The sequence below is a fragment of the Algiphilus sp. genome (assembly GCF_965216485.1).
Taxonomy (GTDB): Bacteria; Pseudomonadota; Gammaproteobacteria; order Nevskiales; family Nevskiaceae; genus Algiphilus.
On record NZ_OZ244162.1, the window covers coordinates 1,276,800 to 1,299,698 of the forward strand.

The window sequence follows — 22,899 nt, forward strand, 5'->3', positions numbered from 1 at the left end:
GAGTGGTCAGCGCAGATCCTCGCGATCCGGAATGAAGACATCGACAAAGGTATCGGCGTCAATCCGGGCGAGGGTGCTCGCATCCAGCGAGCAGGCGTCGGCATCATAGGATATCGCGCCGATGCGCCATTGCCTGTGTTCGGCATCCCACTCCATGTCGCAGCTGTGTTCGGCGGCAAGCCGCATGGCTTCGGAGACGGTCATCTGCAGACTCCAGGGTGTGTACCAAGAGGCTACTGCGCTGTCGCTGCCAAGGCGTGCCTGTCCAAGGCCGATCTGCACTGCGCGCTCCGCGCCCGCACTGCGTCCAGCCGCACCACACTGCGGCGCCAAGATCGGCGAAAATAGCGAATCTGCCGTTGGCTCCCACCACTTTCCGCGAGTACCCATGCGCGACTCCCCCTCCGCGTCCCCCCGCGCGCGCCGTGCCTTGCGCCAGCGGCTGCAGGCAGCGGAGGCCCGGATTCTCGATAAGCCCGCCAGCTCGCAGCCGGCGGTGCGCGTCACGCGCATCCTGCCGCTGATGCTGATCGCGACCATCGCACTGTGGAGCTTCGCGCCGGTGAGCTGGTTGCGCGTGCTGACACCGTGGGTGGGCGCCTTCGCGCTGCTCTGTGCCGGCGTGTATCTGTCGGCAGTGGTGCTCCGCATTGGCCGCTTCTACTGGCGGCATCTGTCCGATCTCGACCAACCCAGCAGCTCCGTGCATAGCGTGCGTCGCGCCGTCTACCAGACTGTGGGTGTGCTGCTGGCTACGCTGTTGCTGGCGGTGGCGTTCTTCGTGCTGTCGGCGCAACTGCTGGCCGACACCGAGGGCGCGCGTGAATCGCGCCTGTTATGGGCGCTCACCGTGGGGGGCATGGTGCTGTCGCTCTTTTTCGGCGAACTGGTGACGCGGCTGATTGAGGCCATGGACGCCCTGCTCAGCGACGCCGGCGATGGCACGGACCAGCATCACCCATGAGTGCCGCAATGCCGCCGCCGCTGTTCATCGGGCCGCATCGTATCGAGACGCCCCTGCTGCTGGCGCCGATGGCGGGTGTTACCGACCGCTGCTTTCGCATTCTGTGCCGCCGCCAGGGTGCCGGGCTGTGCTTTTCCGAGATGACGCACAGCGATCCGCGCCTGCGCGCGACGCCGAAGTCGCGCGCGCGGCGCGATCACGAGGGCGAGTCGGCGCCCATTGCGGCCCAGATCGTCGGTGCGGAGCCGGAGATGCTGACGCGGGCGGCGCAGTACAACGTCGCCCACGGTGCCCAGATCATCGATATCAACATGGGTTGTCCGGCCAAGAAGGTCTGCCGCCGCGAAGCGGGCAGCGCGCTGATGCGCGATGAACGTCTGGTCGCGCGCATCCTGTCGGCGGTGGCGCGCGCCGTCACCGTTCCCGTGACGCTGAAAATGCGCACGGGGCCGGCACCCGGTCAACGCAATGCGGTGCGGATTGCACGCATTGCGGAAGACTGTGGCGTCCGCATGGTCAGCGTGCACGGTCGGACCCGCGCCGATGCCTATCGCGGTGCGGCGGAATTCGACACCATCGCGGCGGTGAAGCAGGCGGTGGGCATTCCCGTCATCGCCAACGGCGATATCGACAGCATCGACAAGGCGCGGCAGGTCCTTGCGCACACCGGCGCCGATGGCCTGATGATCGGACGCGCCGCCCAGGGGCGGCCCTGGATCTTCCGCGAACTGGCGGCCGGTCTGCGCGGCGCGCCGGCGCCGGCGGCACCCGATACCCGCCAGGTGGGCCGCTGGCTGCTCGAGCATGTCGAGGCCATTCACGCCCTCTATGGCCCCGAGGCGGGCGTACGCATTGCGCGCAAGCACATCCGTTGGTACTGCGAAGTACATGCAGAAGGCGCGACCCTGTGGGCGCGCGTCTGTCAGGTGCAGGAGGCATCTGTGCAACGGGCACTGCTGGCCGAGGGCTTCGGTCTGGATGGATGGGCGGCAGTGGCATGATCCCCACAACGCCCGCCCTGCGCGGATTGCACCGCGCCCAGGTCAAGCTGGCGCTGCAGGTGCTGGCCGAGGTGGCGGAAGATGGCGCCGCCGCGGATCGCGCACTGGCGCGGCAGGTGCGCGGCAACCGCAAGCTGGGTGCCAAGGACCGCCGATGGCTGGCCGCGCTGGTCTACGGGGTACTGCGCCAGGTCTGCCAGCTGCGCGCGCGCGCTGGTGACGAACCGGCCGCCTGGCTCAGTGCCTTGCTGGTCGACGACTATGCGGCCGAGGCCGAGCAGCTCCGCCGCTTCGGTCTGCCCGAGCCACCGCCGCCCATGGCGGCAACGACCGCCACGGCGCGCAACTGGCCGCCCTGGCTGAACGAAGCGGCCGAAGCGCATTTTTCGGCAGCCCGCTGCGATGCCATTGCAGAAGCGATGGCCGGCCAGGCGGGGGTGGATCTGCGCGTCAACCGCCTGCGCTGCACGCCCGAGCAGGCGCTGCAGGCCTTGCGGCCCGAGGGCGTCGCGGTGGACCGGGTTCCCGATGCCACACTGGCGCTGCGTCTGTCGCAGCGCCAGCCCCTGCAGCAGACCGCTGCCTGGCGCCAGGGATGGATCGAGCCTCAGGATGTCGGCAGCCAGTGGATCTGTGCGCTGGTAGAGGCGCGGCCGGGCGAGCAGATTGCGGACTGGTGCGCCGGCGCGGGCGGCAAGGCGTTGGCGCTGGCCGCCGACCAGGACGACCGCGGCACGATCCTCGCCCTCGATACCGATGCCGCCCGGCTGTCGCGCATCGAGGCGCGCGCGCAACGCCTCGGCGTGGGCAGCATTTCCACGGCAAGCCTGTCACGAGATGGCCGACTGGACCCGGCATTGCTGCCGGAGGGTGGTTTTGACGCGGTGCTGGTCGACGCGCCCTGCTCGGGCAGCGGCACCCTGCGCCGGCATCCCGAGCAGGTATTGCGCGCGGTGGATCTGGATGCCCTGGCGCGGCAGCAGCTCGCCATTCTCGAACAGGCGGCGCGTGCCGTGCGGCGCGGTGGTCGGCTGGTCTACGCCACCTGCAGCTTTCTCCCGCAGGAGAACGACGCGGTCGTGGCGCGATTTCTCGCCAACCATTCCGCTTTCTCCGTGGTCGAGGCGGCGCGCATCCTGTCAGTACCACCGGCCAGCGACAGCGATCCCTGGCTCCGCACCCTGCCGGATGTCAGCGCCTGTGATGGCTTCTGTGCGCTGCGCCTGGTGCGGGAGCGCTAGCAAGGCGCTGTTGCGCGCTAGGTCTGTGCGCGAGGGGGCTGCATCAGACGCGTGGCGATGACCTCGAGCACGGCCGGGTTGGCGGGCAGGCCGATATGGCTGCCGCGGACGCGCACATTCTCGGTATGCGGTGCCGGCATTTCGCGACAGCAGCGCGCGGCCACCACGCCGTCGCTTTCGGTGTAGATCGCGGTACAGGCCACCGGCGGCGGCGCTTCGCGGCGGGTGAAGGCATCCCAGTCGACCTCGCCGTTGTGGCGCGGATTGGCGAGCTGGAACAGGCGCTCCATATTGTTCGCCTTGGGGTGATGGCTAATCGGACTGCCCAGCGTGATCACCCGCCGGACACGCTGCGGTTGGCCGCGTGCCAGCTCGCGCGCGAAGACGCCCCCCAGACTCCAGCCAATCAGGCTGACGGCGCCGTGCTCGGCGTGCAGGGCCTCGATGCGTGCGCTCAGCGCCTGGCCGATCTCGCGGCGCATACCCAGATTGCGTCCCTGGCCCCAGCCCTCCACACGGTAGTCGAGGCGTTGCAGCGCCCGGCGCAGCGGTGCGGTGGCGCGGTCACTGGCGCCGAAGCCGGGCAGCACCAGGACTGGATGGCCGTCGCCACGGGGCAGGTGGCGCGTGGGCAGCCACACTACCGCGCGCGGCCATTCGGCCAGCGCGCGCAGCTCCGCAAGCAGCAGGCGCTTGGAGGGCGGTGCGGGGTTGCGGGTGGCAATGTCTTCGGGGATCACACTCATGCTTCGCTCACCGTGATGGGCGTACTGTCGGGGAGCTGTTCCACCAATTGCGGGCCGAGCAGCATGGCGGGCGTATAGGCGCCGCCTTCCACCGAATTCTCCATCAGGTACCGGCTGATGGCCAGCGCGCCGGAAACGGTCAGGCTGTAGCCGTTGGCAGTGCGCACCCGCGCGGTGACGGTACGCCCGGCCGCATTGCGCGCCTCGCCCCAGACGTAGGTCGGCTGCCGGGCCCGCGTTTCCGCATCCGGCCCGCGCACGCTGCGTTCCACCCGCCGCTTGAGCATGCGCTGGATCGGCGCGAGGCCGAGCAGCCAGCGCACGTAGTTGGCGCGTCGCGCCTGCTTGATCAGACGCGGCGAGCCGGGCAGATAGACCTCGATATTGCCGATGCCCGTGCTGTAGAAAGCGGTGGAGACATCGCCCCAGGGAATGGTCATGGCCAGCTTGTCGCCGTCACCGAAGTCGATGGTGCGTGTGCGCCAGGCCAGCGGTACGCGCGTGATCTCGCCGTTGCGGCGTACGCGCCCGCCATCGGCCAGCCCTTCCACCGAGGTTTTCGCTGTGCCCGGAGAAAAGCCGGAGCGGGAATCGAAGCCGAGCGCAAGGTGCGTGGCATCGGGCAGCGCCTGTTTCAACGTCACCGCGACGCAGTCGGTGGGAATGACGTCAAAGCCCACACCGGGGCAGATGACGATGCCGGCTTCGGCCGCGCGCACTGCCTGGGCGTGGGCGTGTTCGAAGACTTGAATCTCGCCGCTGATATCCAGGTAGTGGGCGCCGGCGGCGAGGCAGCCTTCGATCATAGGCGCGCTGGTCGCCGAAAAGGGGCCGGCACAATGCAGTACCAGACCGACGTCGCTGAGCTTGCCAGCCACTTGCGCCGCGTCATCCAGTCCGAAGACGCGATGGCTGAGCCCCAGTTCCTTGGCCAGCGGAGCGATTTTTTCTTCGCTGCGTCCCGCCAGAATCGGTTGCGCGCCCGCGGCCACAGCCTCTCGTGCGATCAGCTCCCCGGTATAGCCGTTGGCGCCGTAGATCATCCATTGCATGGTTGCTCCCCTGTGTATGTCATTCGTTATGCAGCGCAGGATACGCCTTCGGCCTTCTTGGGCCGCTTGGGCGTGTCGACACGGCCCGCGGGCGGCGGTAGGGTACGAGTCGTCCCTTCATTCGTGCGTTGTGTGTTGGCGTTCGTGGTTTTCGGGGCGGTGGCGCACTGAGAGATGTCGGCGTGTGCGGGGACAGCCGGCGCAGGGTCGTCCTGCATGTCTACGCGGTTCAGTGATCGAGGATGGTTGTATGTCGAATGTGTCCACCGGCACGGTGAAGTGGTTCAACGATGCGAAAGGCTACGGCTTCATTACGCCCGAAGGGGGCGGTCAAGACCTGTTCGCGCATTACAAGGAAATCCAGGGCTCGGGCTTCCGCTCTCTGAAGGAAGGGCAGAAAGTCGAATTCGAGATCCGCGAAGGGCCGAAGGGCCTGCAGGCCGCACAGATTCGCGGTCTCTAGTCGGATTCACAGACGCCAACGGCGCTCAGGCGCCGCATTCAAGCCCCGGCCCCCGTGCCGGGGTTTTTTGTGGCGGCCGCGAGCGCGCTATGCTCCGTGGTCGGTACCTACAATCAATGAATCAAGGGGGAGACATGGCTGGCAAGGAGCGCGCACAGCGCCTGCTGGACGCGCATGTGGCACATGTGGTGGAACAGCTTTCGGGCAAGGGATTCGAGGAATGGCTGGAAGCCACTGTGCGCGCCACGCTGGAAGACGCATCCCGCCTCAAGCTCAAGGAGGCGGTGCCGGCGAAGCAGCTGAAGTACTGCGTCGTGAACTTGATGGCGGAGCTGGAGATCGACGACCGACTGCGCGCGACGGTTCAGGACATTGCACGGGCGGTGGTGGACAGCGAGGCGCATGCGGATGCGCGCATCGGCGAATTGGTCGATGCGGAGGTCTTCGAAGCGGCACGCGACAAGGCCATCGCCATGCGCACGCTGCGCGAGGAGATCGTGGGCTCCCTGCTGCAGAGCAAGGCCTACCGCGGTTTCGTCGCCGACCTGCTCTATCACGGTATCCAGGGCTGGGTGACCAACAATCCGCTGACCGATACCGTGCCCGGCGCCAAGCGCGCCCTGGCTTTCGGCCGCTCCATGCTCAATCGGGCGCGGCCCGGGATCGATGCCGAACTCGACAAGCGCCTGCGCGACTACATCGACAAGAGCGTCGACGCCAGCGCCGAGATCGGCGAGGCCTATCTGCTCGGCGTCAAGGACGAGGACCTGCGACGCGGCGCCGATGCGCTATGGCGGCAGGCGTCGGACATTCCGGTGTCGGAGGTGCTCGATGGTGTCAATGGCGATGATGCCGCGGACTGGGCCGCCATTGCCTACGACGGCATCCACCACCTGCGCAAGACGCCCTACGTGCAGCAGCTGGTGGAAGAGGGGATCGATGCCTACTACGCCCACTTCGGCGAGCACAGCCTGGCCGAGCTCGTCGGCGATTTCGGTCTGGATGCCGATCTGCTGCGCCGCGAGATCAGTCGTTTCACCCAACCCGTGGTGAAACTGCTGAAGAAGAAAAAGCTGCTCGAGCCAGCCATCCGCCGCCAGCTCGAACCCTTCTACCAATCCGAGGCGGCACTGGCCATCCTCGACGATTAGGACGCGTCCCCCGACGGGGCCGGCGGCCTCCCTGTGGGAGCCGCCGGTCTGCGCTAGTGGCGGTAGCCCTTGACCTGCACGCTGAAGCTGCGCGCAGGGCCGGGCGTGGGCGCGGTCTTGGTCTTCAATTGGTAGTCGGGCGAGGGCAGCGCCAGATCCAGCTTGTAGAAGATGCGCGCCATGGTGAGCAGCAACTGGATCTCGGCCAGCGATTTGCCGAGGCAGGTGTGCGCGCCGCGACCATAGGGGGAGTAGACGCCGGATTGCTTGTGCTCTTCGCGCGGCGGGGCATAGCGATCGATATCGAAGTGCTCCGGCTGTGGGAAGTACTCCTCCATCAGGTGCGTGATGGTGCTGGCCAGATAGAGGGTGTCGCCCTCCCGGATCTGGTGGCCATCGAACACGAAATCCCGGTTGGCCGTGCGCATCTGGGCGGGTGCAATCGGGTAGAGCCGCATGGTCTCCATGATGGCACCGTTCAAGGCCGGCAGACGCTGCATCAGCCGCGCTTCCTCGATGGGCGCATCGTCGGCGAAGAAGGCGTCGATCTCGCTCTGGACGCGTGCATGCACCTCGGGGTGCTTGAGCACCGTGTAGACACAGGCAGCGGTGGTATTGGCCACGGTGTCCAGGCCGGCCACATAGGGCGCAGTCAGATGCAGGCGCAGATTCTTGGCGGGCATCAACTCCGGGTTGTCGCGGTGCGTCTCCATGATGTCGTCGACCAGGGTACGGTGCTCGGTATGCCGGTCGCCGCTCAGGTAGTCGGCCTTCATCTGGTCACCCAGCTCGAAGACGCGCTGCTTGGCCTTGCGGTAGCGCGGATTCAGCCGCATCAGGAACTCCGGGCGCTGACGCGTGACCAGGCAGTTCAGGATGTAGAGGATCATGATGCGGATGTCGGCCACATACTCCAGCGGCGCATTGCCGGTGATCATGATGCCCAGCTGATCAGTGACCATGAACTGGAAGGACTCGAGTACCGGCACGGTGCTGCCCGGCTTCCAGTCGCGCGCGATGGCGCGGTCGGTGATGTCCACCAGTTCGTTGTAGCGGCCCTTGATCGACTCCCGGGAATATCCGCGACGCAGCACCTTGCGCAGTTCGGAGTGCTCCTCACCATCCACGCCGGGCAGCGCACTCTTGGCGTCGTACTCCTTGACCAGGCCCTCCCAGAACTCGCGTGAACGCAGGCATTCCTTGCCGTCGCGCGAATTCATGAAATTGGCGGCATCGGCGCCGGCGAGCACGGTGTATTCGTTGCCCAGCACGTGGATCTTGAACACTGAGCCATATTGCCGATAGCACTTCAGCAGGTAGCGCAGTGGATCGCTGGCCATGCCGGGAATGCTGCCCAGCAGCGGCCATTCCCGCACATGCGGTGTGGACTGGGTGGCGGTCGCCTCGCTGATCGTATTCACATTGCACCTCGCTGCTTGCCGGTCGCGTTGTCGTGCCGACCGCGCCGGCCATGAGGGTCGCCACGGTATCCAGTCGCCATCCATCCCGTCGTCAGCTGTTTGGACGAGATGCCATGCAACGGAGCCAGCGCGGCTCGCAGGCACTATGGGTGGGGGAGCAGTGCGGCGGTGCGGGCAGCAGCGGCAGCAGGGATGGGTGTGGTGATGTTCAGCGCATCAGCGCATCAGGGCGTCAGCAGTCGCCGCGCGCTGTGCAGCCGCTGCTCCCACCAAGGACGGTCGACCTCGGCGATGGTGACGGTCTTGCCCGGACGCGGGGCGTGGACGCCGCGGCCGTCACCGATGTAGACCACCACGTGGTCGCCGCCGTCAATGCGATAGAAGAGCAGATCGCCAGGCAGCAGATCCTCGCGCGGGATGGCGCGGCCCTGGGCGCGTTGTTGCGCTGCGGTGCGCGGAAGCTGGACGCCGGCGTCGGCATAGACGTGATGCGCCAGCCCGCTGCAGTCGAATCCGTCGCTGTCGGCACCCCCATAGGTGTAGGGCCGGCCCAGTTGCGCCAGCGTCTCCTGCAGGATGCGTTGATGCAGTTCGAGTTGCCGCGCACTCGGCTCGGGCGGCGCGGGCGCCATGGTCGCGCAGCCGAACAGGCTCGCACAGAGCAACAGCAGGCCGAGCGCCCGCTTCATGCCAAGGGAGCCTCAGTGACGGTCATGGTCAGGGTGTCTTGCGGAAACGCAGCGTCATGCGGTCGGATTCTCCAATGGCCTGGTAGCGGGCCTTGCAGTCCCTGCGCATGTTATCCAAGACCTGTCCGCAATGGCGCAGAGTGGGCGGCAGCGTCCATACGCCGGCGGGGTGGTCGTGGTCATCACGTGGATTGGCGTTGATCTCGCTGCGCGCCTCCAGCGACAGCCCCGCGGACTGGGCCAGGGCAATGACGTGTCGCTCGGTGACGTAGCCGGTTGCCTTCATGCGGGCGACGCTGGTGCCTGATGGGGCGCGGTGCTCGACCACGCCCAGGACGCCGCCGGGCCGCAGTGCGCGCGCCATGGCGTCGAACATGGCGGGCGCGTAACCGCCCTTCATCCAGTTATGGACGTTGCGGAAGGTGAGCACCATGTCGGCACTACCCGGCGGGGCGATGGTCGTGCGCTCGGGGATCGCCAGCGGCGTTGCCACCACATGGTTGTAGACGCCCGGCTGCCGCTCCAGCTTTTCCATGTAGCGTTTGTGCTGGCGTTTGCGCCAGCCCGGTGTGCGGTCGGCAGTGGGGGCGAAGTTGGCGGCGTAGAAGATGCCGTCCTCGCGCGTGATCGGCGCCAGGATTTCCGTGTACCAGCCTGTACTGGGCCAGACTTCGACGACGGTCATGCCGGGGCGCCACCCCATGAAGGCGAGTGTCTCAGCAGGGTGGCGAGCGTCGTCGCGTGCGCGGTGCGCCTCGCTGCGATGATCGCCCGCCATCGCCTCTTGCACGAGGCCCTTGATGTCGGCGCTGTCCTGGGCGCTGGCGATCATGGCTGGGATGCCTGCCATCAGCAGGCAGGCGAGGGTCTTCGCGGTGAGCCGATGCAGCATGGGTGGGCTCCTTTAGCGTCAATGCGCATCCGACCATAGCGCGTGTGCAGCGTTCTCGCGATCATGTGCGTCTTGTGTTCCGTCCGTCTGCACACTGTTTGGGTAGGGCCTTCATGCATCGAGTCACTCCTGCTTCCGTCGCCGCCGCAACGCTGCCGGCGGTCTTCATGCGCGGTGGCACCAGCCGCGGATTGGTCATCAAGGCCGCCGATCTGCCCGCGGAGCCGAAGACGCGCGACGCCCTGCTGCTGAACGCCCTGGGAAGCCCGGACGGTTTCGGCCGCCAGTTGAACGGCATGGGCAGCGGCAGTTCCTCCACTTCCAAGGTGTGCGTGGTCGCACCCTCGCAACGGGAGGACGCCGATGTCGACTACACCTTTCTGCAGGTGCGCATCGAAGTGGCGCGCGTCGAAAGCCGCGGCAACTGCGGCAACATGGTGGCGGCCGTGGCGGCCTTCGCGGTCGACGAGGGATGGGTGTCCACCACCGGCAAGCATGCGCGGGTACGCATCTACAACACCAATACCGGGCGCTTGATCCACGCCCGCGTGCCGCTGCGCGACGGCGCCCGCGACCCGCACGGCGACTGCGTCATACCGGGGGTCAGCGGGCCCGGCGCGGCCATCGCGCTCGACTTTCTCGATCCGGGAGGCGCCATCACAGGCGCGCTCTTCCCCACCGGCAGGCATCGCGATACGGCGGATGATGGGACGCCGATATCCTGCGTCGACGCCGGCAATGCCTGCGTCTTCGTACGGGATACGGATGTTGGCTTGCGTGGCGATGCGCATCCCGATGCCATTGCTGCCGATCAGTCACTGATGGAGCGCTTGCTCGCGCTGCGCGCGGAGGCGGCCGTGCGCATGGGAATTGCTGCCGATCGTGCCCAGGCAGAGGCGGAGCGCATGATTCCGTATCTGGTGGTGGTCTCTCCACCCACAGCAGCAACCACACTCGATGGCGGCACCCTGGAGGCCAATGCGATGGACGGCAGCGTACGGGTCATCGCCAGTGGACAGCCGCATCGGGCGGTACCGCTGACGGTAGCCCTGTGCACAGCGGCTGCGGCCATGCTGCCCGACACGGTGGTAGCAGACTGCATGCATCCGAGTCAGGATGCTCAGCTCCGCCTAGGGATGCCCTCCGGCGTGCTGTCCGTCCATGCCGATGTAAGCCACGATACCGCACTAGGATGGCGGGTTGTCAGCGGCGGCTTCCAGCGCACCGCCCGTTGGCTGATGCGCGGTCTGGTCAATGCTGGCTAGAGCGATTGCGCGTCCGGATTGGCCGGGCGCTTGGCGACGCCATCGGTCATCCAGCAATTGTCGCAATTGGGCAGGTCATAGCGCGACAGGATGAAGACGTAGAGGTGCGTGCGGCCATCCGCGGCGGTGATTTCAACGCCCTGGTAGGTGTGTGCCTCGTCCTGGCGCAACTCGGCAAGACTGGCGCTGCGATGGCCGAGCAGCTCGCCGTAGCCTGCCCGGATCATCTTGCTGAAGCGCTGAACCGGACCGGTGACGGAGCGATTGCGCGGCGAAGCAAAAGCGAAGGCCTGCGCGATCCCCGCGTCGCTGTCGGCGCGGAAGCCGGCGAGCTGCGCCCGAACCACATCGCCTGGTGAAAGCTCCGGATCGGGGCCGGTGGCCGGACTGATCTGTGCGAACGCCGGGGAGGTGCCGGCGAGCCCAAGGACCAGCAATGCGGGGGCAAGAAAACGGAACATCGTCGGAGACCTCCTGGCCCGAAACCTGATTGCAGAGTAAACCGCGCTCAGACCGCTGTCATCGCTGTCTTGATTTGGCCTTCAACAGGGTCCCGGTGCACGCAGGGCTGCCGCAGCGGCAGGCCCAGATGCGCTTGCGTGCCTTGGTGTGCGGCACATCCAGCACGATGCCGTAATCGAAACTGAGTTCCTCCCCCTTGGCGATGTCGCGCAGGCTTTCAATGACGATGCGGTCCCGCTCGGGTTCGCCGCTGTCGTGTTCAATGGTCACTGCACGGCAGTTGGGGCTGCAGCTGTGGTTGATCCAGCGTGCGGAGTTGCCCTGGTCGTCGCCGTCGATCACATAGTGTTCGTTGAGCGTGAACAGATAGGTGTGGCCTTCCTCGGAATTGCCGCCGAAGCGGGCGTCCGCCTCATCGTGCGTCAGCAGACGGCCCTTGTAGGTAATGATTTCGGTGCCCGCTGGTATATCGCGATTGGCAAAGACGCCCCGGCCGTGAATGGGGGAATTGCGGACGATGATGCGAGGCGATGGCATGGCGTTGGCAGATTTGGGCGTCGTGGCGGGAGGGTGCAGCAGGGCGGGGCGGGGAGCAAGTGCGCGTCCCGTACGCTGAGGTGAACAGGCATGTGCCGCGCTCGGCTGCTTGCTAGCATGCCGACATGGCTGATCACAAAGATCCACCGCCATCCAGCGACGAGGGCGACGGAGAAGCGCAGGAGCGCCATCCCGAGAAGCCCAAGCAGGTCGAACTGGATGACATCAAGGAAGCCCATACCACCCACTGGGATATGGACGTCATGCCGCGTGCCGAGCTGGAAAAGCTCTACGCGGCGAATGCGCGAAGGAAACGCCGACGTCGGGCGCTGAAGGTGGCCGGCGTGGGAGGCGGGCTGCTTGCTGCGGCCTGCGCCGTCGCGCTGGTCGTGCTGCAACTCAGCTAGTACGGCGGCCGTCCTCGGGTCTGCTGCACCTCCTCCAAGCGAGCGATATGCCGCCTGTCGGCGACGCGTAGCATGCAGGCCTGCGCGCGCGATCGGCGGGCTCGCATTCCAGGTATGAAACCGCGGTTCCTGACCGCAAGCATCCCAACAGCAAGGCCAGCCGACCGCGCCAGAGCAGGGAGGCGTGCAATCGCGTTGGTGCGCAGCCGCGGCAGGCAGCCACGGCAAGGCGCATCATGCAGGTCACGACCATCGTCAATTTTCTGTGGGAGGCAGGCATGAGCTTGGCGCGCATCGCCGGAACCGGAAGTTATTTGCCGGAGCGGGTCGTCACTAACAGCGAGCTGGAGGGGCGCATTGATACCTCGGATGAATGGATCGTCTCGCGGACCGGCATCGAGGCGCGTCATGTGGCGGCCGACGGCGAGCTGACCAGCGACCTGGCGCTGCAAGCGGCACGCAAAGCACTGGAAGCCGCAGGTCGCGGCCCGGGGGATGTCGATCTCATCATCGTGGCCACCACCACGCCCGATATGGTGTTTCCGTCCACGGCCTGCATCCTGCAGAGCAAGCTGGGCGTGCAACAAGGCGCCGCCTTCGACGTGCAGGCGGTATGCACCGGCTTCATCTATGCCCTCTCCGTGGCGGATCGCATGGTCGCCACAGGTGGGCATCACTGCGCATTGGTGGTCGGTGCCGAAGTCTTTTCGCGGCTGCTCGACTGGAATGACCGGCGCACCTGTGTGCTGTTCGGTGACGGTGCCGGCGCGGTGGTCGTGAGTCGCGACGGGCAGCACGGCATTCTCGGTACACATCTGGGGGCCGACGGCAGCCTGGGGCATATCCTCCGGGTCACCGGGGGTATTGCCGAGGGCGCCGTGCGCGGCAACCCTTTCCTGGAGATGGACGGCCAGGCCGTGTTCCGTACCGCCATTCGCACGCTGGGCGAGTCCGCGCAGACCGTGCTGCAGCAGACCGGGCTGCGTCCCCGCGACATCGACTGGTTCGTACCGCATCAGGCCAACGCCCGCATCATCAATGCGTTGGCCGATCGCGTCGGCGTACCGGCCGAGCGGGTCGTCACCACCGTGGCACGGCATGGCAATACCTCGGCCGCCTCGGTGCCACTGGCGCTGGATACCGCCGTGCGCGACGGCCGGATCCAGGCCGGAGAGACCCTGATGCTGCAGGGCGTAGGTGGCGGCATGACCTGGGGCAGCGTCCTCCTGCGCTACTAGGCGGATCCAGGCGGCGGTCTGTAGCGTCCATGGGCAGCGCAGTACACTGACAGCCGCTTCTTCGGGCGGAGACGAGTCATCTTGTATCGATTGCGCGCGGCCGATCGCCTGCGCTATTTCCTGGAACGGCAGTTCATCAAGGGCGCGGGCTACCAGCTCATGGTGGTGGCCTGCACCGTGGCGCTGGTTTCGGTGGTCGGCGGCTTTCTCATCCTGCCGACTGGCGATGAGGCCTACGGCGACGCCGTCTGGTGGGCCTTCCTGCGACTGACCGACCCCGGCTATCTGGGCGACGACGAGGGCAACTGGCGGCGCGTGGTTTCCACCTGGCTCACAGTCAGTGGCTACGTGCTGTTCATGGGTACCCTGATCGCGATTCTGACGCAGTGGCTGAATCGCACCATGCGCGCGCTGGAGCAGGGCCTGACGCCGATTACCGTGCGCGGGCACATCGTTGTGCTAGGGATGGGCAGCCGCACCGTGCCTATCGTCGGCGAGCTACTCAACGGCGGCGGCCGCATCCGTGCCTTTCTCCGCCGCATGCGACGGCGCAGCCTGCGCATCGCGGTGCTTTCCCAGCGCGTCGATGCCAGTGTGGCGCACCAGTTCCGGCTGCACGGCGCGCGTGGGCGACACCGGCAGAATGTCGTGCTACGCAGCGGAAGCGCGCTGGAAACCGCGGATCTGCACCGCGTCAATGTGGCCGAGTCGGGCGTGATCATCCTGCCCGGCGGCGTCTTCGGCACCGGCGAGCAGGTCAGCGAGGACGTCAACACCATCAAGACCCTGATTGCCCTGCGCGAAGAGGCCCGGCCGCGGTACGACCGCCCCTTGCCATTGGTTATCGCCGAGCTGCAGGACCACCGCCAGGCCGATGTGGCCCGCGCCGCCTATCCGGGCCCGCTGGCGCTGATCACCGTGGATGCGCTGGTCAACCGCATCCTGCTGCAGCAGTTGCGCTACCCCGGGATAGCGCGGGTCTACGCCGAGTTGCTGTCGCTGGACGCCAGCGAGCGCTTCCATGTGCGCGAGGCCGGAGAGCTCGTCGGCCTGTCGATGCAGGCGGCGCGCCACTGCTTCCCCAATGCGGTGCTGTGCGGTCTGGTACGGAGCAGCGCTGGCCGTCAGCGCGCGCGACTGAATCCACCAGGCGATACCGTGATTGCCGAGGGCGATCATCTTGTCTTCGTGGCCGAGGCCTATCGCGACACCACCCCCGATTGCGATGCGGCCGAGGAGGCTGCCGACGCTGCGACAGACAGTGAAGCGTCGCTTGCGGGCGACCGTGCTTCGCCAGAGGCGGTGCCGACATCCGGGCGCCTTCTTATCCTCGGCTGGACGCCGCGGCATGCGGGCCTGTTGGCAAGCTTTGCCGAACAGGCCACGGCGCCGCTGGCCGTCGACATCGTGTCGATCTATCCGGCGGAGCAGCGCGAGCGGTATTGCCGACGCGCGCTGCAGGAGGACTCGCCGGTCCAGTGCCGGCAGCTCGAAGCTGACTTCGTGGCGCGCGCCGAACTCGCCGAATGCGCCCCGGAGCACTACGACCAGGTCTGGATCGTGCGTTCCGAAGTGGTGGAGAACAGTCAGGAAGCGGACGCGCGCGCCGTCGTCGGTCATCTGGTGCTGAGCCAGTTGCTGGCCAGCGCCAGACCGCGGCCGCGGGTCCTCATGGAACTGGCCGAAGCCGGGAACCGCAGTCTGCTGGGCGAGCACGGCGACGATGTGCTGGTGCCCTCCCTGCTGGTCAGCCACATGCTGGGCCAGGGGGCGCTGTGCCCCGAGCTGCTGGCAGTCTTCGACAGCCTGATCAAGGACACCCACGGTCAGCCCATTCTGCTTCCGGCGCAACCGTGGTTGGATGCCGCTGGCAGCGGCGATTTCCAGGCGCTGCACGCAACCATGGCCGCGCACGGTTACTGTCTGCTGGGCTGGATGCCGCCGGGCGCCTTCGGCGAACCGGAATTCGGCGGCGATGCGGCGGCGCCTTGCACGGCCGACAATGTGCTCATCGCCCTTGCGCCAGGCGTGGACTTCGATGCCGATGGCGATGACGCGGTACGCTCGGACTGACCGTACGACAAGCAGAGCGCAGCACGCGCCGGGAGACACAGCAATGCACAAGACCCAAGCCACCGAGCAGGCGAGTGGCGACCCGCTCGCCGGCCACCTTCCGCAGCCCGAGCTCGGCCTGCCACTGGTCATCACCGCCAATGCGCCCGACATGGCGCTGGCACCGTGGCTGGAAGTGCATCGCAAGGAGGTCATGGCGGCGCGCCGTCAGCACGGCGCGCTGTGCTTCCGTGGCTTTGCGGTGGACGAGGCTCAGGCCTTCGAAGATGCGGCGCGGGTGATTGCCCCCGATCTGCAGTGTGAGTATCTCGGCCAGAGTCCACGGCGCAAGCTCAGCAACTACGTCTTCACCTCGACCGAGCTGCCGCCGCACTACCCCATTCCGCAGCACGCGGAGATGAGTTTCTATTACGACCGCGCGCCGCACAGTCTCTTCTTCTGGTGCGCGACGGCCTCACGCTTCGGCGGGGCGACGCCACTCACCGATCTGCGGCGCGTGGTGCAGGCACTGGACCCCGAAGTACGCCAGGCCTTCGAGCAGCGTGGGGTACGGCATATCCGCGCCTACGAGGGGCCGCGCGCCAAGCGCAGCTGGGATGTCTTCCAGTTCAAGCGTTGGCACGAGGTCTATGGCACCGAAGACAAGTCCGAAGTCGAGCGCATCGCTGCCGAGGCCGGTGACGAAGTGGTCTGGGGCCCGAACGACCGTCTGACCCTGTACAGCACCCACCCCGCCTTCCGCCATCACCCCGAGACGGGCGAGCTGGCTTGGTTCAATCACAGTCAGGTTATGCACCTCACGGCCACGCCGCACGAGCTGTTCCGGCAGGCGCGTCTGCTCAAGAGCCCGCGCCTGCTTGCCGCAGCCACGGCGCTGAAGGCCATTGCCACCGCCAAGCACCGCCTGTTCCCGGCGGAGAAGCAGAGCTATCACGTTACCTTCGCGGATGGCGGCGAGATTCCCGCGCGCATGATTCGTCATGTCTGCGATGTCATCTGGGACCACACCGTCGTCATGCCCTGGCAGCGCGGCGATGTACTGGCGATCGACAACGCCAGCGTGGCGCATGGGCGCATGCCCTTTCGTGGCGAGCGCCTGGTGGCGGTAGCCTGGGCCTAGCGGCGCGTTGCACCGCACCGCACCGGCTCCTGCTCCGCCACACACCTTGCGGCTCAGGCACCGTCGGTGCCGTGAAACATGAGCAGGCGTGGGGTGCGTCATCGTGCGGGCGGCAGTGGCACGTATCATGTCGGGCGCCGATGCCCTGACCTCGCAGTGCGCCCTGTTTGTAGAGAGCTTCCGCATGATGCGCCATCCCCGCCCCCCTGCTGACCGGCTACCCGCGCGCCTGGCCGCGGCCCTGCGCCGTGTCACGCTGGCAGGCGGTACGGTTCTGCTCGTGGGTTGTGCTACCGCGATGGCGCCCAACGCCGAGCAGACCCTGGCGCCGCTGGAGGCCTTCAATGCCAACGGCGAGGCCCCGGTTGCCGCCTGCGCCAGCCTGGGCGGCGCGCCCCTGCAGTCATTGATCGAAGATGCCGTTTCCGACAGTCCGACCCTGGCGCAGAGCTGGGCGCGTCTCTATCAGGCGCGCGCCGCCGCTCGCGCCCAGGGCGCCAGCGTGCTGCCCGCGCTCTCCTTTTCCGGGGAGTATCGCGATACCGCCACCGTCGGCAGCGGTGGCAATACCGTTGCCGGTGTGCCTCAGGGTGGCTTCGGGCCGGGCGCGAACATCGGCGGCGAGCCGTGGCAGGCGACCATCGCGGCGCGCTACGAGCTGGACTTCTGGGGGCGCCTGCACCATCGGCGCGAGGCGGCGCGGCGGTCGGCCGAAGCCGCCGAGGCGGACCTGCACACGGCGGCGCTGTCGTTGTCGGCGGACATCGCGATCGCCTGGGCGGAATGGGTCACGGCAGTGCATCGGAACGCCACACTCCAGCACCAGTTCGACGACGCTGAAGCGCTGGCGAGACTGCAGGCGCTGCGCTTCGGTCGCGGTCAAACCGACGCCTTGGCATTGGCGCAGGCGCGCCAGCAGGTGGCCGCACTGCGGGCTCAGCTTGCCGATGCGGATGGAGCAGAGGCACAGGCACGCCTGCGCCTGCAGTTGCTTCGCGGTCAGACGCCGCAGGGCGCATCACTGTCGGCGCCATCGGAGGGTCTTCCTGGTCCGCAGGCTTTGCCCGACGCAGGACTGCCAAGTGCCCTGCTGGATCGTCGGCCCGACCTGCGCGCTGCTTGGTTGCGCCTGCAGGCGGCCGATGCCCAGGCCGCCGCGAGCGCGGCCGAGCGCTGGCCACGTCTGACGCTGTCGGCCAACCTGTTCAGTCAGGCCGCACAGTTCGGCGAGCTTTTCGAGCAAAGCCTCCGGCAGATTGCCGCGACCCTCGATTGGACGCTGTTTCAGGGCGGCGCGCTCAAGGCCCGCCAGCAGGAAAGCGAAGCGGTGGCCATCGAACGGCTCTATGCGTTGGAGCAGGCCTGGCTGCAAGCGCTCAACGAAGTGCAGGGGGCGCTGGTTGGCGAGGCCGCTGCGAACCGGCGGCTGGAGGCCTTGGATGCGCAGCGCGGCCACGCCGAGCAGCGTCTGCGTCAGGCACGGCAGCGCTACGCCCAGGGACAGTTGCCTTACCTTGAAGTGCTGTCGGCGCAGCAGGCGCTCAATGCCACCGAGCTGGAATCCCTGGCGGCGCGCAATGCGCGTTTCGTGCAGCGCGTGAACCTCTGCCGCAGCATCGCCGCCCGTGTCGGCCAGCCCTTGCCCAAACCCGCCCTGATTGCATCCCACGCTGAGGAACTGCCGTGACCAAACGCGTCCTGAGAGCCGCCCTTCCGCTGTTGGTACTGGCGCTGGCGGTGGTTGCCTTCGCCGCGATGATGGCCACGCGCGAGCCGCCAGCACGGGGTGCCAACGGCAGCGTGCAGGCGCGGCTGGTCCATACCGAGGTGGCACAGCGCCTGCCGCAGCGCATCACGGTACGCGCGACCGGCTCGGTGGTGGCGGCCGATGCGGTGATGCTCCAACCGCAGATCAGTGGCAGGGTGGTGGCCGTGCACCCAGAGCTTGAGCCCGGTGCCGTCATTGAGGCGGGCGAGATGCTGGTCGAGATCGAAGCGACTGATTTCGAGGCGGCATTGGCCGAGGCCGAGGCGCAAGTGGCGCAGGCGCGTGCCGAGCTGGCCCTGGAGCGTGGGCGCAGGGATGTGGCGCAGGCCGAATTCGAGCAATTCGGCGAAGGGCTGGATGTTCCCGTCAACGAATCATTGGCGCTGCGCGGCCCGCAGTTGGAGAGTGCGAAAGCGAATGTGCGTCGGGCCGAGGCGCAACTGCAACGTGCACGCGCCAATCTGGAACGAACCACGCTGCGCGCTCCCTTCCGGGCCTTGGTTGCGGAACCTTCGGTGGATGTGGGTGCTCTGGTTGGGCCGCAATCGCAGCTGGCGCGGCTGGTCGCCGTGGACCGCTATTGGGTCCGCGCGACGCTGCCGGTGGCCCACCTCGAACACGTGGCCATTCCGGGCTTCAATGCCGATGCCGGGGCAAAGGTGCGCATTCGCCAGGCCGAAGGTGACGACGATGCGAGCACGCGGCGCGGTCAGGTACTGCGCCTGCTCGGCGACGTCACGCCGCAAGGGCGCCTGGCGCAGCTGCTGGTAGCGGTACCGGACCCTCTGGCGCTGGACGTGACCACGCAGGGCGCACCGCTGCTGCTCGACGCCTTTGTCGACGTGACCTTGGAAGGCCGCGACGCGCGCCCGCTGATCCGGCTGCCGCGCGCCTATCTGCGCGGCAACGATCAGGTCTGGGTCTTCGTCGACGGGCAACTGGATATCCGGACCGTGGAGGTGGTCTGGCGTGCCGAGGATCACATCCTGATCGACGGCGGCCTGCGCGACGGCGAGCATGTGGTGACCAGCCCGCTCAGCAATCCGGTGGCGGGGCTGCGCCTGCGTCGCGCGGAAGACGGCGATGCGTGAAGCCCGGGGCCCCATCGCATGGATGGCCGAGAATCATGTGGCCGCCAACCTGCTCATGCTGGTGCTGCTGGTCGGTGGCCTGCTGTTCGCGCTCAACGTCAAGAAGGAAGTCTTTCCGCGCGTCGAACTCGACATCATCACCATTTCCGTGCCCTTTCCCGGTGCCACACCGGAGGAGGTCGAGGAAGGGGTCGTCCTCGCCATCGAGGAAGCCATCCGCGATATCGAGCAGATCAAGGAGGTACGCTCGACTTCCGTCGAAAGCCGCGGGGTGGTGGTTGCCGAGCTCTTCGCGGGCACCGAGGTCAGTACCGCCCTCAGCGACATCAAGACGGCCGTCGACGGCATTACCACCTTCCCTGGAGATGCGGAGGAGCCCGTCATCTCCTCGGCAGTGACGCAGCAGCAGGTCATCACACTCATCCTCCACGGCGATGTCGACCGCCAGACGCTGAAGTCGCTGGCTGAGCAGGCGCGTCGGGAACTGCTCGAATTTCCCGAGATCACCCTGGTCAATCTGGCGGCCATCCCGCCGCCGGAGATCAGCATCGAACTCGACGAGACCATGCTGCGGCGCCACGGGCTCAGCCTGCCCGAGATCGCACGGCGCATCGATCAGAACTCGCAGCAACTGGGTGCGGGCATCATTGAGACGCGCGGCGGCGAAGTGCTGGTGCGCGTCGATGAGCGTCGCGAGGATGCCGAGTCCCTGCGCGATCTGGTAATTCTTGCCGAAGCAGGCGGGGCCTTGCTGCGCCTTGGCGACATTGCCCGCATCCGCGAGGATTTCGAGGACACCAACCGGTCGGCCTATTTCAATGGTCAGCCGGCTGGACAGGTGCGCGTGTTTCGTGTCGGCGAGCAGTCCCCGCTGGAAATTGCCGAGGTGGTCCGGCAGTACGCCGACCGCAAGCGCGAGGAATGGCCCGATACGGTCGGTATCCAGGTCTGGGACGACCGCTCCGAACTCTTCGCCGGCCGCGTGGGCCTGTTGATCAGCAACGGACAGTTGGGCGTGGTGCTGGTACTGGTCGTATTGGGCATCTTCCTGCGACCGGCGCTGGCCTTCTGGGTCACCCTGGGTATTCCGGTGTCCTTCTTTGGCGTCTTTCTGTTACTGCCCGCGCTGGGTGTCTCGGTGAACATGCTGTCGATGTTCGCCTTCCTTCTGGTGCTGGGTATCGTCGTCGATGACGCCATCGTGGTGGGTGAGGCCGGTTTCCATCACCGACAGAACGGTGTGCCGCCGCTGGAGGCGGCGATCCGCGGTGCGCGCGAGGTGGGCAAGCCCGTGGTGTTCGCGGTGTTGACCACCATCGTCGCCTTCGCCCCGTTGCTGTTCATGCCCGGAACCATCGGCAAGTTCTTTGTCGATATTCCGCTGGTGGTGATTCCCATCCTGCTGATCTCGCTCATCGAGAGCCTGTTCATCCTGCCGGCGCATCTCGCCATGGTGCGCAATGTGCGTCCCTGGAGGGGGCCGCTTGGGGCGCTGCAGCGCTTTCAGGAGGGGGTGTCGGCGCGCCTGGAGCACTTCGTGCGCCGCCGCTATCGCCCGTTTCTGGCACAGGCGCTGCGCCGACGCTATCTGACCCTGTCCTGCGGTCTGGCAGGGCTTATCGTGACCGTCGGCATGATCGTTTCCGGACTGATGCCGGTGCGTTTCCTGCCGGATATCGAAAGCGACACGGTGACTGGCACGGTGGTGTTGCCGGTAGGTGCGCCGGAGGCGGATACCATCCGACTGGTGCGTGAACTGGAAGCGGCAGCGCGCGCCACGGTGGCCGAACTGGCCGGCGAGGATGCCGGAGTGATCGTGGAAGGCGTCTATGCCGAAGTTGGCGGGCGGCCGGGTGAGGGCGGGCCAGGGGGTGGCGGCAGCCGTGGCGGCTCGGCCAACAGTGGTTTCGTGGAAGTGGAATTGGTGGAATCGGGCCAGCGCGATTTCAGCGCGCGCGCCTTTGCCGATGCCTGGCGCGCACGCTTCGGTGAGCCAGCCGGTGTCGACCGGCTGCAGTTCGACTTCGGCCTGGGGCCGGCCAGCGGACCGGATCTCGGCTATGAAGTGGCCCACAACGAGCAGGCCACGCTGGAGGCGATAGCAACCCGCCTGGCGGCAGAACTGGGCACCTACGACGGTGTCTATAACATCAACGACGGCTTCTCCAGCGGTAAGCCTCAGGTGGAGATTGCGCTGACCCCGCTGGGACGCGCCCTGGGACTGGATGTGGCCTCCGTTGCCTCGCAGTTGCGCGGCGCCTTCTTCGGCGCCGAAGCCGAGCGCGTGCAGCGAGGACGTGATGAGGTACGTCTCTATGTGCGCCTGCGCGAAGAGGAGCGCGACCGGCTCGAGACGCTGGAGTCGTTGATCCTGCGCACGCCCAACGGTGGCGAAGTACCGCTGAATCAAGCGGCGGTGTTGAAGTACAACCAGGCCTTCACGCAGATCGAGCGGGAGGAGGGGCGTCGGGTCATCGACGTGACGGCATCCGTCAATCCTGCGCAGGCCTCCGCCAGCCAGATCAACGCGGATATCGAGGCGCGGATTCTGCCGGCACTGATGCAGGACTACCCCGGCATGGCCTGGGAACTGTCCTTTGGGCAACAGGATCGCGCAGAGTCCTTCAGCGCCTTGGGCAAGGGCATGGTCTTCGCGCTGTTCATCATGTATGCGCTGATCGCGGTGGCTTTCCGCTCCTATGTGCAGCCGCTGCTCATCATGCTGGCCATTCCCTTCGGCCTGATCGGTGCCGTGGCCGGGCATCTCTTGCTCGGGCTGGATATCTCCTTCGTCAGCATGTTCGGTCTGGTGGCGCTGTCGGGCGTGGTGGTCAATGACAGCCTGGTGCTGATCGATGCGGTCAATCGCGCGCGTGAACGCGGTCATAGGCCTGCGTGGTCCGTGATCATCGGCAGTGCCCGACGCTTCCGCGCGGTGCTGCTCACCTCGCTGACTACCTTCTTCGGTCTCATACCGATGATCTTCGAGACCTCCCTGCAGGCGCGCTTCCTGATTCCAATGGCGGTCTCGCTGGGCTTCGGCGTGCTATTCGTGACGGTGATTGCGCTGGTACTGATTCCCGCCGCCTACCTCGCGCTGGAAGACGCCTTCGCGGCGCTGCGGCGGGGCGCTTCCCACCTGCCGCATCTCGAACACGAAGGCGAGGGCACCGCCCGCCAGACGCAGTAGGCCTCCTCCCTATTGCCCGCCCGGGCAATCCGGTGCGGTCGCCGTACAGACTGCGCACGGTCGCCACCTGTTGGCTGAGCTGTGCGATGCGGTTGTAGTGGTGCGGATGGGTCGAGAGCAGGGCCGGC

21 protein-coding genes are annotated in these 22,899 nt (G+C 67.0%); 13 read left to right on the top strand and 8 right to left on the bottom strand.

Going from position 1 to position 22,899, the window contains the following annotated elements:
* Nucleotides 1-6 precede the first annotated feature (6 nt).
* Nucleotides 7-282 carry a hypothetical protein gene (locus ACOOFO_RS05950; protein ID WP_420428920.1) on the bottom strand — a complete coding sequence of 92 codons (276 nt, stop codon included), beginning with the start codon at nt 280-282 and terminating at the stop codon, nt 7-9.
* A 106-nt stretch (nt 283-388) separates the two neighbouring features.
* Between ACOOFO_RS05950 and ACOOFO_RS05955 the strand changes: the two genes are divergently transcribed.
* From ACOOFO_RS05955 to ACOOFO_RS05965, 3 genes are read left to right on the top strand one after another with little or no spacing between them, the layout of a single operon-like run.
* Nucleotides 389-964, top strand: coding sequence for a hypothetical protein (locus tag ACOOFO_RS05955; RefSeq protein WP_420428921.1), 576 nt, complete (start codon nt 389-391; stop codon nt 962-964).
* Nucleotides 965-972: 8 nt separating this feature from the next.
* Nucleotides 973-1,965 carry a tRNA dihydrouridine synthase DusB gene (gene dusB, locus ACOOFO_RS05960; protein ID WP_420429660.1) on the top strand — a complete coding sequence of 331 codons (993 nt, stop codon included), beginning with the start codon at nt 973-975 and terminating at the stop codon, nt 1,963-1,965.
* Nucleotides 1,962-3,206 carry an RsmB/NOP family class I SAM-dependent RNA methyltransferase gene (locus tag ACOOFO_RS05965; RefSeq protein ID WP_420428923.1) on the top strand — a complete coding sequence of 415 codons (1,245 nt, stop codon included), beginning with the start codon at nt 1,962-1,964 and terminating at the stop codon, nt 3,204-3,206. Before dusB ends, ACOOFO_RS05965 begins: the two co-directional genes overlap by 4 nt.
* Before the next feature lie 17 nt (nt 3,207-3,223).
* Here ACOOFO_RS05965 and ACOOFO_RS05970 read toward each other — a convergent pair whose 3' ends face one another.
* Together ACOOFO_RS05970 and ACOOFO_RS05975 are read right to left on the bottom strand one after the other, a co-directional pair.
* Nucleotides 3,224-3,952, bottom strand: a complete 729-nt coding sequence (locus tag ACOOFO_RS05970) for an esterase/lipase family protein (protein WP_420428925.1) — start codon at nt 3,950-3,952, stop codon at nt 3,224-3,226.
* Nucleotides 3,949-5,004 carry a saccharopine dehydrogenase family protein gene (locus ACOOFO_RS05975; RefSeq protein WP_420428927.1) on the bottom strand — a complete coding sequence of 352 codons (1,056 nt, stop codon included), beginning with the start codon at nt 5,002-5,004 and terminating at the stop codon, nt 3,949-3,951. Before ACOOFO_RS05975 ends, ACOOFO_RS05970 begins: the two co-directional genes overlap by 4 nt.
* 259 nt (nt 5,005-5,263) lie before the next feature.
* Between ACOOFO_RS05975 and ACOOFO_RS05980 the strand changes: the two genes are divergently transcribed.
* Together ACOOFO_RS05980 and ACOOFO_RS05985 are read left to right on the top strand one after the other, a co-directional pair.
* Nucleotides 5,264-5,467, top strand: a complete 204-nt coding sequence (locus ACOOFO_RS05980) for a cold-shock protein (protein WP_420429662.1) — start codon at nt 5,264-5,266, stop codon at nt 5,465-5,467.
* 134 nt (nt 5,468-5,601) lie between these two features.
* Nucleotides 5,602-6,618 carry a hypothetical protein gene (locus ACOOFO_RS05985; RefSeq protein WP_420428929.1) on the top strand — a complete coding sequence of 339 codons (1,017 nt, stop codon included), beginning with the start codon at nt 5,602-5,604 and terminating at the stop codon, nt 6,616-6,618.
* Nucleotides 6,619-6,671: 53 nt separating this feature from the next.
* Here the strand turns inward: ACOOFO_RS05985 and ACOOFO_RS05990 are convergent, their stop codons facing one another.
* From ACOOFO_RS05990 to ACOOFO_RS06000, 3 genes are all read right to left on the bottom strand, one after another.
* Nucleotides 6,672-8,039 carry a cytochrome P450 gene (locus ACOOFO_RS05990; protein ID WP_420428931.1) on the bottom strand — a complete coding sequence of 456 codons (1,368 nt, stop codon included), beginning with the start codon at nt 8,037-8,039 and terminating at the stop codon, nt 6,672-6,674.
* Nucleotides 8,040-8,263: 224 nt separating this feature from the next.
* Complete coding sequence (locus ACOOFO_RS05995; RefSeq protein ID WP_420428933.1) at nt 8,264-8,728, bottom strand: C40 family peptidase; 465 nt, start codon at nt 8,726-8,728, stop codon at nt 8,264-8,266.
* A gap of 28 nt (nt 8,729-8,756) precedes the next feature.
* Nucleotides 8,757-9,620, bottom strand: coding sequence for a class I SAM-dependent methyltransferase (locus tag ACOOFO_RS06000; RefSeq protein WP_420428935.1), 864 nt, complete (start codon nt 9,618-9,620; stop codon nt 8,757-8,759).
* Nucleotides 9,621-9,733: 113 nt separating this feature from the next.
* Between ACOOFO_RS06000 and ACOOFO_RS06005 the strand changes: the two genes are divergently transcribed.
* Nucleotides 9,734-10,885: a PrpF domain-containing protein gene (locus tag ACOOFO_RS06005; protein ID WP_420428937.1), complete on the top strand. Its 1,152-nt coding sequence runs from the start codon at nt 9,734-9,736 to the stop codon at nt 10,883-10,885.
* On the opposite strand, the gene ACOOFO_RS06010 is transcribed toward ACOOFO_RS06005, so the two are convergent.
* Nucleotides 10,882-11,346: a DUF4864 domain-containing protein gene (locus ACOOFO_RS06010; protein ID WP_420428939.1), complete on the bottom strand. Its 465-nt coding sequence runs from the start codon at nt 11,344-11,346 to the stop codon at nt 10,882-10,884. The two genes, ACOOFO_RS06005 and ACOOFO_RS06010, sit on opposite strands and share 4 nt — an antisense overlap.
* A 58-nt stretch (nt 11,347-11,404) precedes the next feature.
* A complete protein-coding gene (locus ACOOFO_RS06015; RefSeq protein WP_420428941.1) occupies nt 11,405-11,884 on the bottom strand; it encodes an SET domain-containing protein in 480 nt (159 codons plus the stop codon).
* A gap of 125 nt (nt 11,885-12,009) precedes the next feature.
* Here ACOOFO_RS06015 and ACOOFO_RS06020 point away from each other — a divergent pair, with 125 nt between their 5' ends.
* The 7 genes from ACOOFO_RS06020 (at nt 12,010) to ACOOFO_RS06050 (ending at nt 22,771) form a co-directional block, all read left to right on the top strand.
* Complete coding sequence (locus tag ACOOFO_RS06020; RefSeq protein WP_420428943.1) at nt 12,010-12,291, top strand: hypothetical protein; 282 nt, start codon at nt 12,010-12,012, stop codon at nt 12,289-12,291.
* 278 nt (nt 12,292-12,569) lie between these two features.
* Nucleotides 12,570-13,529, top strand: coding sequence for a beta-ketoacyl-ACP synthase III (locus ACOOFO_RS06025; protein ID WP_420429664.1), 960 nt, complete (start codon nt 12,570-12,572; stop codon nt 13,527-13,529).
* A gap of 81 nt (nt 13,530-13,610) precedes the next feature.
* Nucleotides 13,611-15,602 carry a CASTOR/POLLUX-related putative ion channel gene (locus tag ACOOFO_RS06030; protein WP_420428945.1) on the top strand — a complete coding sequence of 664 codons (1,992 nt, stop codon included), beginning with the start codon at nt 13,611-13,613 and terminating at the stop codon, nt 15,600-15,602.
* Between the two features lie 43 nt (nt 15,603-15,645).
* Entirely contained in the window at nt 15,646-16,722 is a 1,077-nt protein-coding gene (locus tag ACOOFO_RS06035; RefSeq protein ID WP_420428947.1) for a TauD/TfdA family dioxygenase, read from the top strand.
* Nucleotides 16,723-16,849: 127 nt separating this feature from the next.
* Complete coding sequence (locus ACOOFO_RS06040; RefSeq protein ID WP_420428949.1) at nt 16,850-18,409, top strand: TolC family protein; 1,560 nt, start codon at nt 16,850-16,852, stop codon at nt 18,407-18,409.
* Nucleotides 18,406-19,581 (top strand): efflux RND transporter periplasmic adaptor subunit, encoded by a 1,176-nt coding sequence (locus ACOOFO_RS06045; RefSeq protein ID WP_420428951.1) that lies wholly within the window; start codon nt 18,406-18,408, stop codon nt 19,579-19,581. The genes ACOOFO_RS06040 and ACOOFO_RS06045 overlap by 4 nt, the downstream gene beginning before the upstream one ends.
* Nucleotides 19,574-22,771, top strand: a complete 3,198-nt coding sequence (locus ACOOFO_RS06050) for an efflux RND transporter permease subunit (RefSeq protein WP_420428953.1) — start codon at nt 19,574-19,576, stop codon at nt 22,769-22,771. Before ACOOFO_RS06045 ends, ACOOFO_RS06050 begins: the two co-directional genes overlap by 8 nt.
* Nucleotides 22,772-22,899: the final 128 nt, after the last annotated feature.

Excerpts from the sequence above, each read along its gene's own strand:
- ACOOFO_RS05955 (WP_420428921.1), top strand. The coding sequence starts at position 389 with ATGCGCGACTCCCCCTCCGCGTCCCCCCGCGCGCGCCGTGCCTTGCGC.
- dusB (WP_420429660.1), top strand. The coding sequence starts at position 973 with ATGCCGCCGCCGCTGTTCATCGGGCCGCATCGTATCGAGACGCCCCTG.
- ACOOFO_RS05965 (WP_420428923.1), top strand. The coding sequence starts at position 1,962 with ATGATCCCCACAACGCCCGCCCTGCGCGGATTGCACCGCGCCCAGGTC.
- ACOOFO_RS05970 (WP_420428925.1), bottom strand. The coding sequence starts at position 3,952 with ATGAGTGTGATCCCCGAAGACATTGCCACCCGCAACCCCGCACCGCCC.
- ACOOFO_RS05975 (WP_420428927.1), bottom strand. The coding sequence starts at position 5,004 with ATGCAATGGATGATCTACGGCGCCAACGGCTATACCGGGGAGCTGATC.
- ACOOFO_RS05985 (WP_420428929.1), top strand. The coding sequence starts at position 5,602 with ATGGCTGGCAAGGAGCGCGCACAGCGCCTGCTGGACGCGCATGTGGCA.
- ACOOFO_RS05995 (WP_420428933.1), bottom strand. The coding sequence starts at position 8,728 with ATGAAGCGGGCGCTCGGCCTGCTGTTGCTCTGTGCGAGCCTGTTCGGC.
- ACOOFO_RS06000 (WP_420428935.1), bottom strand. The coding sequence starts at position 9,620 with ATGCTGCATCGGCTCACCGCGAAGACCCTCGCCTGCCTGCTGATGGCA.
- ACOOFO_RS06005 (WP_420428937.1), top strand. The coding sequence starts at position 9,734 with ATGCATCGAGTCACTCCTGCTTCCGTCGCCGCCGCAACGCTGCCGGCG.
- ACOOFO_RS06010 (WP_420428939.1), bottom strand. The coding sequence starts at position 11,346 with ATGTTCCGTTTTCTTGCCCCCGCATTGCTGGTCCTTGGGCTCGCCGGC.
- ACOOFO_RS06015 (WP_420428941.1), bottom strand. The coding sequence starts at position 11,884 with ATGCCATCGCCTCGCATCATCGTCCGCAATTCCCCCATTCACGGCCGG.
- ACOOFO_RS06020 (WP_420428943.1), top strand. The coding sequence starts at position 12,010 with ATGGCTGATCACAAAGATCCACCGCCATCCAGCGACGAGGGCGACGGA.
- ACOOFO_RS06025 (WP_420429664.1), top strand. The coding sequence starts at position 12,570 with ATGAGCTTGGCGCGCATCGCCGGAACCGGAAGTTATTTGCCGGAGCGG.
- ACOOFO_RS06035 (WP_420428947.1), top strand. The coding sequence starts at position 15,646 with ATGCACAAGACCCAAGCCACCGAGCAGGCGAGTGGCGACCCGCTCGCC.
- ACOOFO_RS06040 (WP_420428949.1), top strand. The coding sequence starts at position 16,850 with ATGTCGGGCGCCGATGCCCTGACCTCGCAGTGCGCCCTGTTTGTAGAG.
- ACOOFO_RS06050 (WP_420428953.1), top strand. The coding sequence starts at position 19,574 with ATGCGTGAAGCCCGGGGCCCCATCGCATGGATGGCCGAGAATCATGTG.